8 protein-coding genes are annotated in these 12784 nt (G+C 39.8%); 3 read left to right on the forward strand and 5 right to left on the reverse strand.

Going from position 1 to position 12784, the window contains the following annotated elements; genetic code table 11:
- Nucleotides 1-441: 441 nt before the first annotated feature.
- From B2107_RS03030 to B2107_RS03040, 3 genes are all read left to right on the forward strand, one after another.
- A complete protein-coding gene (locus B2107_RS03030; RefSeq protein ID WP_293952996.1) occupies nt 442-1710 on the forward strand; it encodes a Gfo/Idh/MocA family oxidoreductase in 1269 nt (422 codons plus the stop codon).
- 12 nt (nt 1711-1722) lie between these two features.
- The gene (locus B2107_RS03035; protein ID WP_293952998.1) at nt 1723-5124 is read left to right on the forward strand and encodes a DUF1080 domain-containing protein; all 3402 of its coding nucleotides are present in this window, start codon (nt 1723-1725) and stop codon (nt 5122-5124) included.
- Nucleotides 5125-5274: 150 nt separating this feature from the next.
- Nucleotides 5275-6525 (forward strand): ROK family transcriptional regulator, encoded by a 1251-nt coding sequence (locus B2107_RS03040; RefSeq protein ID WP_293953000.1) that lies wholly within the window; start codon nt 5275-5277, stop codon nt 6523-6525.
- On the opposite strand, the gene B2107_RS03045 is transcribed toward B2107_RS03040, so the two are convergent.
- The 5 genes from B2107_RS03045 to hisS form a co-directional block, all read right to left on the reverse strand.
- Nucleotides 6522-6881 carry a CoA-binding protein gene (locus B2107_RS03045; protein ID WP_293953002.1) on the reverse strand — a complete coding sequence of 120 codons (360 nt, stop codon included), beginning with the start codon at nt 6879-6881 and terminating at the stop codon, nt 6522-6524. The two genes, B2107_RS03040 and B2107_RS03045, sit on opposite strands and share 4 nt — an antisense overlap.
- A gap of 42 nt (nt 6882-6923) precedes the next feature.
- Nucleotides 6924-8114, reverse strand: coding sequence for a serine hydrolase domain-containing protein (locus B2107_RS03050; protein WP_293953004.1), 1191 nt, complete (start codon nt 8112-8114; stop codon nt 6924-6926).
- Between the two features lie 371 nt (nt 8115-8485).
- Nucleotides 8486-10114, reverse strand: coding sequence for a pyruvate dehydrogenase complex dihydrolipoamide acetyltransferase (locus B2107_RS03055; protein WP_293953006.1), 1629 nt, complete (start codon nt 10112-10114; stop codon nt 8486-8488).
- 29 nt (nt 10115-10143) lie between these two features.
- Complete coding sequence (gene pdhA, locus B2107_RS03060) at nt 10144-11139, reverse strand: pyruvate dehydrogenase (acetyl-transferring) E1 component subunit alpha (protein WP_046674850.1); 996 nt, start codon at nt 11137-11139, stop codon at nt 10144-10146.
- 243 nt (nt 11140-11382) lie between these two features.
- Entirely contained in the window at nt 11383-12765 is a 1383-nt protein-coding gene (hisS, locus tag B2107_RS03065; protein ID WP_293953008.1) for a histidine--tRNA ligase, read from the reverse strand.
- Nucleotides 12766-12784 lie beyond the last annotated feature (19 nt).

Here is a 12784-nt window from a genome sequence, read left to right on the forward strand (position 1 = left end):
CATCCATGTGATTTTACAACATATTCTACAATCCAAAAGATTGGTATCTTAAATTCATCTTTTAGGATTTGCGATCAGAGTGACAATAAAGATGCTGCAATATTTTGCCGGAATCAAGCCCATTTTACGAAAACGATTAAGTATAATTGAAATTTACTGTACCATCACATTGTCTCGGCGGTTTGCCACTGTATTGAAGTGTAACAATTCACACACAAAAATAGAATCATAGGTATACAATCATCTATTATCTTTGAAAGAAACGGATTTACAACTATTCTTTTATCATTTTTTAATAAAACTTGAATAAACAATACGTAAAATTTTAGTTATCAGTTTACATTCATCAGTTTTTTGTCTATTTTTAAGACTAAATATCCAATGCGGTTAATTTTAACAGCCTAATAGAGGATCAATTATACAACAACTAATCCAACCAAAATGAAAGAACAGAATTCATCAAGGCGTGATTTCATAAAAAAATCCGTGGTCGGTGCTGCGGCATTTTCTATTGTACCTCGCTTTGTACTCGGAGGACAGGGATATCTTGCTCCGAGCGACCATCTAACCAAAGGTGTCATTGGTGTCGGCAATATGGGCCGTGGGCACTTTGGCTACGCCGGAACTAAAACAGTAGCTATTTGTGATGTGGACAAAACCCATCTGGCGGCAGCACAAGCAGACTTAGGCGGTGGTGTGAAGGAATACCATGACTTTAGGGAGTTGATTAAATCTCCAGAAGTAGATATTGTACATATTGCTACTCCTCCACATTGGCACGGATTGATGTCTATTGAAGCGGCAAAAGCAGGAAAGGATATCTGGTGTGAAAAACCAATGACTCGAACGATTGGTGAAGGTAAAAAAGTGAAAGAAGCCATTGCTCAGCACGGCAATATCTTTCGTCTAAATACCTGGTTTCGTTTCAAGGACGACTTTTATGGAATGAACGTTCCCGTAAGCAAAATCAAAAAATTAGTCGACACAGGTATGTTGGGTTGGCCGTTGAAAGTAACGATAAGCAAGCATACGGGTTTTGACTGGAAATTCTATTGGGTAGGAAAGGAAAATTTACCAGAGGAAAAGGTTCCAGCAGAACTTGATTACGATTTATGGTTAGGTCCAGCGCCATACAAACCTTACAACAAGCACCGTGTACACACGACCTTTAGGGGATATTGGGATTATGATGGCGGTGGCCTTGGAGATATGGGACAACATTATATGGATCCTGTTCAATACTTTTTAGGTAAAGACAACGAAAGTCCCATTACTGTCGACGTGGATGCTCCGCAGCAACATCCGGATGCTGTGGGTACATGGCGACGCATTACATTTACTTATGCCGATGGTTGTCAGATCATTCTAGACGGAGAAGCGAAAGATGAAAAGGCCGCTTATATTGAAGGTCCAAAAGGTAAATTATATCGAGGGTTTCAGTCAGATATACCAGATTTGGAAAGAAAACTTGCACAATACCCTGAACCTGCACCACAGATTGTCGACTTCTTGGAATCTGTTCGCACAAGAGAAAAGTTTGCACTGAATGAAATCAACGGACATCGTTCTTGTACTTTGGTCAACATGGGATTAGCAGCATTGCGACTAAACAGATCATTAAAATATGACTCCCAAAACGAGCTATTTATTAATGATGAGGCCGCAAATAGATTGATTCACCAACCAATGAGAGGCCCTTGGTCTATTTAAAAAGATATCCTAATGAAAAGAATATTAAATTCGCTGACTGTATTGCTTCTTATTTCTAGTGCAACTTACGCTCAGCAACCACAAAATAGAACGACTGCAACCAAAATAGCAGACGTATTGGCACAGCAGCCTGCCGAAGAAAAAGAAAAGTTTTTGCTTGCCATGCATGAGCTGGAAGGTTTTTCTTCTGGTGACGTCGTTACCTTCCTCAAAGGACTTAAAGCACCAGGTAGCAACAATGCTCCGATAGAATTTGCGGCAAACAGCTATTCGTTTTACGTAAACCAACCAGGCAAAGAACAGCAGAAAAGAGTGTTTGTTGAAGGATTGGCAAAATCCATAGCGCAATTGAGTGAACCAACTAATCAGGTCTTTGCTCTACGCCTGTTACGTCAATGTGCAGATAATACTGCTATACCTGCTGTCGCAAATTGCTTGGCAAACGATTACCTTGCCGACGCGGCAGCGAGAACGCTGGTATCTATTCGTACTCCTGAGTCGACAGCAGCATTAGAAAATGCTTTGGCTGCTTCGACGACAGAGAAAACGGCTATTGCTTTAGTTACTGCACTCGGAGATTTAAAGGATAAAAATGCTGAAAATGCTATTTTGGGATTGACCAAAAAATATAATTCGGACGGTTTTCAACGAACAGCTTTAATTGCATTGAGCAAAATCGGAGGCACAGCTTCCGAATCGCTATTCCAGGAAAAACTAACTGCTGCAGGTTACGGTTACGACAAATTTGATGCGGTTGGACTTGGTATTGACTATGCCCAAGCATTGATCGACAATAAGCACGACCAAGATGCGGTTAAGTTCCTCAACAAATTTTTCCAGGAATCGCAAAAAGCAAAATCGATCAACGGTCAGATTGCATCACTCAAATTATTGACAACCATTGACCCGGCGAAACAGCGAAAGAACTTATTGGCAGCAGTAAAGAGCGATAATGGTGCCTACCGTAACATTGCTTTGCAATTACTCGGAAAATACGGCAAAGGCAGTGACGCAAAAAGCTTGCTTGCTTTAGCGAGCAAAAGCACACCTGAAGTGCAAGAAAGTGTATTGAACTATTTAGCGCACAATGGTTCTGCAAGCAGCTTAAAGCTAATCCATGGGTTAGTCAATAAGACGGAGTCTTCGGCAACTAAATTGGCTGGATTAAGTGCATTAAATACGCTTTCACAGGGAAAAGAGACCAATACTCTGATCCAAGCGCTTAATACCGACCAACAATTCAACAATTCGGTAAAAGCATTGATCCTCTCATCGAAAGATGCAAATGTCGTTAGCGATGTCAACAATGCCCTTGCACATGTAGACGACGAAAAAAAGATTCAATTGCTGGACATTTTGAGTAAGCGTTCCGATAATGCGTCATCCAAAGCTGTATTAGCAATAAAGAGTTCAAACCCCGCTGTCGAAGAAGCCATTAACAAAGCGCTTCCAAATGTAGCGCAGGAAGCAGATTTAGAAGAATTATTCAATAGATTAAACAATACCACAGATAGTAAATCTGCAGCCCTGTTGCAACGTGCCCTAGTCAACGTGATTCGGTCGAGCGCAAATTCAAAAGGATTAACTGAAAAAATCGCCGCTCGCCTATCGAACTCAGCAGCGACAAATACCGCCAAATATTTCCCTATTTTTGCTGGACTTGGCGACGCACATTCATTGAAAGCTGTAACCTCATATCTTGACAACACAAACACAAGTCTACGGTCAGCAGCAATCGAGTCGTTGGCTACCTGGTCATCCGCAAACGCGTTACCGGAATTAATAACACTATCCAGAACAGAAAAAGACGATAATCTTTTCAATACAGTATACAGAGGATTGATCAAATCAATCTCTTCTTCTTCAAATACACCTGACCAGAAAACCTTATTGTTGCGAGATGCATTCAGTGTCGCCAAAACAGCAGAACAGAAAAGAGCTGCGCTATCGGCATTGCAACCAACAGGAACATATCAGTCTTTCGTTTTCGCAGCTGACCTGATGAACGATCCCCAACTTGCCGGAACAGCAACTAATGTGGCGATGAACATTGCCATGGACAATAAATTCTACGGTAAGAAGGTCCGAGAAGTTCTCGAACAGGTCATCGGTAAATTGTCCGGTAGCGAAAGTGGATATCTCAAAGAAGCTGTCGTTCGTTATCTTGCTGAAATGCCCATGAAAGAGGGTTACGTTTCGATGTTCAATGGTAAAGACCTCAGTGGCTGGAAAGGTTTGGTCGCGGATCCGATCAAACGCAGTAAGATGAACGAAAAAACCTTAGCCGCAGAACAAGCTAAAGCTGATGATATCATGCGCAAAGGCTGGTCTGTATCTAATGGTGAAATCGTATTTAATGGTAAAGGCGACAATCTAGCAACCGTAAAACAATACGGCGACTTCGAAATGCTCGTAGACTGGAAATTGGAGAACTACGGTGGCATAGAAGGTGATGCTGGCATTTACCTCAGAGGCACGCCACAAGTACAAATTTGGGATATCGCCAATACAAGAGTAGGCGCACAAGTGGGATCTGGCGGATTATATAACAATCAAAAAAATGAAAGCAAACCATTGAAGGTTGCCGACAACGCTACTGGCGAATGGAATACGTTTAAAATCAAAATGGTAGACGACAAAGTCACGGTTTGGTTAAATGGACAATTAGTAACCGATAACATTCCGCTTGAAAACTATTGGGATAGAAACCAATCCATTTTCCCTACCGAACAAATTGAGTTACAGGCGCATGGTTCTGTTGTTTATTATAGAGATCTTTTTATCAAGGAATTCCCAAGAAAGCAAATCTTTAAGTTGAGCGATCAAGAGAAAAAAGAAGGTTTTGAAGTACTTTTTGATGGAACAAACCTCGACAAGTGGACAGAAAACCAAGCTTATGTGATCAATGATGAAGGTTATATCTGGGTGTATCCAAATGCAAAATTTGGTGGAAACCTCTACACAAAAGAAGAATACGCAGACTTCATTTATCGCTTTGACTTCAAATTAACCCCAGGTGCCAACAATGGGGTGGGAATCCGGGCTCCATTGGAGGGAGACGCCGCATATGAAGCCATGGAGATCCAGGTGCTGGATGATGATGCAGATGTCTATAAAGACTTGAAACAATATCAGTATCACGGTTCAATTTATGGCGTTGTTCCTGCCAAAAAGGGCCATTTAAAACCTCTTGGTGAATGGAACTCTGAGGAAATAATGGTGAAAGGGAATCGCACCAAAGTTACCCTCAATGGTACTGTGATTGTGGATGCAGATATTGCAGAGGCAAGTAAAAACGGTACTCTGGACGGAAAACAACATCCTGGACTTAAACGTACGTCTGGTCATATCGGATTTTTGGGGCACGGTACTGAAGTATTCTTCAAAGACATTCGGGTAAAAAAACTCAAATAGTATAGATGTATAAGTAGCGGGGGGATAAGGTATCTTATCCCCTTTTTGTTAAATAGCCAACTTACTTACCAATTAAGAAAATAACCAAATGATTCCAAAACTTTTGCTAAATTAAAGCCCTGAGGATTCTATTTCAAAATATGATGTTTTATGACTAAAGCCGTAAATTTACTGATTAACAAAAAATTGGAGAGTAAACCTGAAAAGAAAAATGTATTCAACAAACTTTCCATTATAAAATTAATAGCCGAATTAGGATCTGTATCGGTAAATGACATTGTTAAAAACCTTTATTTAAGCCTGCCGACAGTAAATAGCTTGATCGCAGAATTACTGGAAGATGATTTTATACGTCAATTTGATAAAGGTGAATCTATTGGTGGGCGCAAACCTAATTTATATAAATTACGGGATGGATTGTTTCAGGTTTTATCGATTGAGCTTCAACGCTTCTCGATTACTATGAGCATCATGGATAATAATCAGCATGTCATTGCAGAAATGATCGAGCTTGAAAATGAATTATCCCGCAATGCAGAAAATCTGGTAACCATCACACAAATTATTGATCAATACCTTATCGACAAATCTGTTGATATCGAAAACTTAACAGGATTGATTATTGGCATGCCTGGATTGATTAATGCAGAGGAGGGTACCAATGAGACATTTTTACACGACGATAATCAATCTATTTCGGACTATTTCGAGCGTAAATATAAAAAACCAGTCTTCATTCTGAATGATGTTAAAGGAGCAGCATACGCTGAATTGAAATTTGGTTTGGCAAAAAACACCAAAAACAGCCTAATTATTTTAATGGATTGGGGAATAGGTTTAGGAATCGTTTCAAATGGTGAAGTCTATCTTGGCCGGGATGGCTACTCTGGTGAAGTGGGTCACATGCCTTTTATCGACAACGGTGAACTTTGTTACTGCGGCAAAAGAGGCTGCTTGGAGACTGTTGCTTCAGGAATCGCATTAGTTAACAATGCCAAGCAGGAGATCCAAAAAGGAGAACTGACTAAATTAAACGAATTACTAGCTGATGATTTACAACATTTAACACCAACCCATATTATTGAAGCTGCAAATAAAGGCGATCAATTCGCTATAAATCAGATTTCAAAACTGGGAACAAACCTTGGAAAAGCGTTTGCGTCACTGATACAACTCCTCAATCCGGAATTAATCGTGTTAGGTGGAAAAATTGCAAAAGCAAATGAATTGATCACTATTCCGATACAACAGGCTATTAATTCGTACACCATGGCAATATTGAAAGAACATTGTGAAATAAAAGTTTCCAGTTTGAATCTTGACAGCAATACTGTGGGCCTTACAAACTATTTTATCACAAAGTACTTATCGGTTGAACTACTTCGAAAATCCAAAATTTAAAATTGTCCTGTACTCAATAAGACCAAGGTACAGGCTCTTTCAGTTTTAATACCGTGCTCCATTGCGAGCTGCTCTAATTCAGGATTCTCTGCGCCCGGGTTAAATATAATCCGTTTAGGTTTCGTTGCCAAAATATAGTCATAATATTCTTTCTGATTATGTTCACCGACGTACATCGTTACAGTATCGATATCGGAATAGACCTCGCCTTTCTTTTCAATAGAAACTCCAGCAGCTTCGCCCCCACTCAGACCGATATTAACAATACCGTGTCCATGCCTATGCAGCATATTAGCCGCTTTATTTGAATAACGAGAAGGATTGCTACTAGCACCCAAAATCAATGTTTTTTTCATTTTTATATTCGTTTATATCACCTATTGATCACGCCCGAAAACTTACTCATCAATGATAAAATCCCCGTGACTACTATAGGCGTTTTTACGCAATACCGGCATTCCCAAGATTTTATAAAGCTCGTCTAATTTAACCAAACTTCCATTAGTCATATTAGAAAGCAGAACAATGACAATATTTCTTTTTAGATCTCTTACATAAATATGTCTAAAACCGTGCCACCAACCTGTATGGTATACGATATGATCATCACCATGCTCAAACGTACGCCAACCATAACCATAGCTAAAAATCCCTTTTTTCGCATCAGGATATCCTCTATATGCCGAATCTAATGTGGACTGTTTTAACAGCTTTCCATCCCTCAAAGCGAGGTCAAAGCGATAAAGATCACGAACGGTACTATAGATCCCCTTGTCACCAAGCGGTCCATCCTGAAAATTTTGTACAACGGATCTCCTCCATATCTTATCGTGACCAATAACGTTGGTAGGAATTTTATCATATACAGCCTTTGAAAGAGCAGCCGTATTTGTCATCCCTGCGACATTGAACACGCTATCTTTCATATAAGTAGCGTAGTCTTGCTTTGAAACCTTCTCTATGATAGCCCCTAAGACCATAAAGTTCGAGTTATTATAAAAAAAACGTCCCCCTGGCGCCCCATAGCGATTAGGCTTAAACTCGGTCAGCATTTTCATTACATCCTGATTAGTCATCCCCTTTTTACGATCAGGCCAGTGTTTTTCTGAAAAGTATACGTAATTAGGTAATCCCGAACGATGAGTCAATAACATTTTTATTGTAATGCCTGGATATGGAAAATCAGGATAGAAGTCATTGATCGTTTGATCGAGGCGCAACTTTCCAGCCTCCACCAACTTTAAAGTCCCGACGGCTGTAAGCGGCTTAGAAACGGAAGCCAACTCAAATTTGTCGTCAATTTTTAGGCTATCCCGTTTTAAGTAATTAGCCCAACCGAATGTATTTTGATATAAAATTTTTCCATCTTTGGCAATAAGAACATTTCCGTTGAAGGCAGCTTTTGAATGAAGATTTTTCATAAAAGCATCGATCTTCAAATCTGCATTATTAGAATTATAAACCAGTCTTGTACTATCTACTTTTGCCTGCGCGATTGCTGCTTCTTTTTGTTTTTTCTCTTTTGAACTACAGGCAACTGTAGATGCCAAAAAAAGAGCGACCATTCCCTTTAAAAAAAATAATTTCACTATATTATGTCTCCCGGATTTTTGTGATTTGTACTGTATATCAATAAATATCACCTATTTCTCTTTTATTAAATGATATAAAATTATCGAAGTTCATAATCGAAGAACAAGCGTATTGATAATAATGCTAAAATGAAGATTTTAGTATAAAAAAACGAATTTTTTCCTCACTATATTGTTATTCATCGTTTATGTTACCTAATCGGCTTACTACGTTATTCCGTTTTAAGAACATTCAAGCCTAATTAGGTGAACATCCGGCAACATGGCCAAGATAATAGAAGCTATTCACTTTCACGAGCTTAGACTAATTTAGAAAACAAAAAAAGCCACTTTATTGCTAAAGTGGCTTTCATTCCTTTGTTAAAGGACTATGCTAACAATCTCACTGGATTTTCAACCAAAGATTTCAATGTCTGTAAAAATGCAGCTCCAGTTGCGCCATCTACCACACGGTGATCACAGCCTAATGTCACTTTCATTACATTACCTGGAACTACTGCGCCATTTTTGACAACAGGAACAGCCTGAATCGCTCCAACAGAAAGGATTGCACCATCTGGAGAGTTTATGATGGAAGTAAATTCATCAATTCCGAACATACCCAGGTTGGAAACTGTAAATGTAGATCCTTCCCAATCCGCAGGTTGCAGTTTTTTAGCTTTTGCTTTTTGAGCGAAGTCTTTCACCTCGGCAGAGATATGCGATAATGATTTACCATCTGCAAAACGCACAACTGGAACTAATAAACCATCTTCAACAGCCATTGCAACACCAATGTTGGTATGCTCATTGAAACGGATTTTATCGCCTTGCCACGAAGAGTTTACAGCTGGATGTTTTTTCAACGCAACAGCTACAGCTTTTACAACGATATCATTAAAAGAAACTTTTACTGGAGCAACTTCATTGATCTGCGCACGAGCAGCCATAGCATTATCCATTTCTATGGATACTGTCAAATAGAAGTGCGGTGCGGTAAACAATGATTCAGCCAAACGACGCGCAATAGTTTTACGCATTTGGTTAACTGGTTTTTCTGTGTAACGCTCTTCCCCCACATACGTAGGTAAAGTAATCGCCTTTGCTTCTGCAGGAGCAGCTGCGGATTTTGTCTCTACAGGTTGTGCAGCTGCAGGAACAAAAGACTCAACGTCTTTCTTCACAATACGGCCACCATCTGCAGACCCCTTAATATCACTTAAGTTGATCCCCTTTTCTTGCGCAATTTTACGTGCTAAAGGCGAAGCTTTCACACGAGAATCATCGTTGCTAACGGCCGCAGGAGCCGCAGGAGATGATGCAGTTGAAGTAGCATCAGCTTTAGGAGTTTCAGTCGTCTCCGCCTTTGGCGCATCAGATTTTTGATTCAACAACGGAGTAATGTCAGTTCCAGCAGGACCAACGATTGCTATGATGTCGTTAACCTTTGCAGCTTCTCCAGCTTCAAGACCTACATATAACAAGGTACCGTCAGCATAGGCAGTAACTTCCATCGTAGCTTTATCCGTTTCTACATCTGCAATGGCATCGTCAGATTTGATGGTATCACCAACTTTAAAGTTCCATTGCGCGATCACACCTTCTTTCATGGTATCACTCAACAACGGCATTGTGATCACGGTACACCCTAATTCTTCGGGGGTAACTGTACTCGCTGAAGATTCTGGAGCAGAAACTTCTTCTTTTTTGTCTTCAGTCTTTTCTGGTGCTTTCTCAGCTTCAGGAGCATCTCCGCTCAACAGCGCTTGAAAATCTTCTCCTGGTTCGCCCAAAACTGCAATAACAGCGTCAATAGCTACTGCTTCGCCTTCTTTGGGACCAATATATAAAAGAGTTCCTTCTTGGTAAGACTCAAAGTCCATAGTAGCTTTGTCCGTCTCGATCTCCGCTACTAAATCGCCAGAATTCACTTTATCACCAACTTTTTTGTGCCATTTAGCGATAACCCCTTCGGTCATCGTATCGCTCATTTTCGGCATTCTTACTACTTCAGCCATTCTTTATTATATTATCAAGTTAAAGAGTATTAATCTAAAATAAATGGATAGTCTTGTTGTACATAGACATCTTTGTACAATTCATCTGCAGTTGGATAAGGAGATTCCTCTGCAAATTTAACCGATTCCTCAACTACTTTTTTCACATCAGCTTCTACTTCAGCAAACCAAGCGTCATCAGCATAGTTGTTTTCTAAGATAGCATGTTTGGTCGACAACAATGGATCACGGTCTTTATAAGCTTCTAGCTCTTCTTTAGTACGATACTTCGCTGGATCAGACATCGAGTGTCCTTTGTAACGATAAGTACGAATTTCCAAGAATGTAGGTCCTTCGCCCGCACGAGCACGTTGAACAGCCTCATCCATCGCGTTGTGTACAGCAACAACATCCATTCCATCTACTGGAGCTGAAGGCATATCAAAGCCCAAGCCCATTTTGTAAATATCCTGCATATTAGTTGTACGTTGGACAGACGTACCCATGGCATAACCATTGTTTTCACAAACAAAAATAACAGGCAGTTTCCACAACATCGCCATGTTCAATGTTTCGTTGAATGCACCTTGACGTACAGCTCCGTCGCCCATATAACAGATGTTTACATTATCTGTACCGAGATATTTTTCAGCAAAGGCAATACCAGCACCTAAAGGAATCTGACCACCAACAATACCATGGCCACCCATGAATTTATGCTCTTTGGAGAAGAAGTGCATGGAGCCTCCTTTACCTTTGGAACAACCTGTGATCTTTCCATATAATTCAGCCATACAAGCATTGGCAGAAACGCCTTTAGCCAAAGCGTGGGCGTGATCACGATAAGCAGTGATTAAAGAATCTTCAGGTTTAATAACCGACATCGTTCCAGCGACAACTGCTTCTTGTCCTATGTACAAGTGACAGAAACCACGAATCTTTTGCTGTCCGTAAAGTTGACCTGCTTTTTCTTCAAACTTACGCATAAGTAACATTGACTTATACCACTCCAAATATGTCTCTTTTGTTATAGGTGTTGAACTCATTTCAAAGTTTTGATTTTCTTACTATTCTAGACTACAAATCTAATAATTTTGGACGAATTTCCTTGTTCAAAAATCAATTTTATTTCTACTTTAAGACACTTCTAAGACATTTGATTTAAAGTATATAGCATTTGATTACAAATAAATGAACGGCACAACCAAATAAATCAAAAACTTATGAAAATAAAAAAGCCAAACGACTTAATAATCATTTGGCTTAACCTATTCTACACAAACAGTGCGTTATCGAAGTTTTTGGATCAGCTCACTTTCAGTAACCTTTATTTGCTCACCACTTTCCATGTCTTTTAAAGACAATTGCCCCGAAGCAGCCTCTTCTTCCCCTACCAATAACACATAGGGAATTCCTTTTCCATCCGCATACCCCATTTGCTTTTTCAATTTGACAGGAGTAGCATAAAGTTCCGAAGCAATATTTTCTTGACGAAGTTTGTTTAGTAAGCGAAGTGTATACACTTCGAGTTGCTTATCAAAATTAATAATAAGAAGTTTTGTGGTTTCGGCTTTACCAGTTGGAAAAAGATTCAATTCTTCGAGTACATCATAAATTCGGTCAGCACCAAAAGAAACTCCAACTCCGGTCAACCCCTTCAGTCCAAACATCCCTGTGAGATCATCGTAACGACCGCCGCCACCGATGCTTCCCATGGCAACCTCATTGGTCTTGACCTCAAAAATACAGCCCGTGTAATAATTTAGACCACGAGCCAATGTTATGTCCAAGTCCATGATTTGATTCAGCAATTTTTCTTCTGCACCTAATTTGCCAACATAGTCAAACACTTCCTCAATCTCCGCAATACCATTCAAACCGACAGCAGAAGTGGCTAAAATCGTTTTTAAGGAAGAAATTTTCTCTTCATTCGAGCCTTCCAATAAAATGATAGGTTTCAAAATAGCAAGATCCGCTTCAGTAAAGCCTCGCTCAAGCAATTCTTTGTTGACACCATCCAAGCCGATTTTATCCAATTTGTCGATAGCTACCGTCATATCGACAATCAACTCCGGCTTTCCGATAATTTCGGCAATACCTGAGAGAATTTTCCGGTTGTTGATTTTAATCGTAAAGTCTTTCAGTCCAAAACGCTCGAAGGCCTCTTGATAAATCAGAATGAACTCCGCTTCATTCAGTAAACTTTCAGATCCAACCACATCCACATCACATTGATAAAACTCACGATATCTTCCGCGCTGCGGACGATCAGCACGCCATACGGGTTGTACTTGAAAACGCTTAAATGGTAAAGCAATATCATTCTGGTGCATTACGACGTAACGTGCGAAAGGCACAGTAAGGTCATATCTTAGCGCTTTCTCTGAAATATGTGGAATGAGTTTATTGGAATTTTTATCTTGAAGCAGGCTGTCTGGCGCTTTTGCCATGTAATCACCCGAATTAAGAATCTTAAAGATCAGCTTATCACCCTCATCGCCATATTTACCGGTAAGTGTGGTTAAATTTTCAAATGAAGGGGTTTGTATTTCACTATAGCCATATTTTCTGAATACCGTTTTCAGTGTATCGAAAATATAGTTGCGTTTGATCATTTCGGAAGGCGAAAAATCACGCGTTCCTTTTGCCAAAGAAGGTTTTACTACTGCCATATTTGGCAAAGTTAACAAA

The organism is Sphingobacterium sp. UBA7855, assembly GCA_002500745.1.
In the GTDB taxonomy this organism is placed as follows: domain Bacteria; phylum Bacteroidota; class Bacteroidia; order Sphingobacteriales; family Sphingobacteriaceae; genus Sphingobacterium.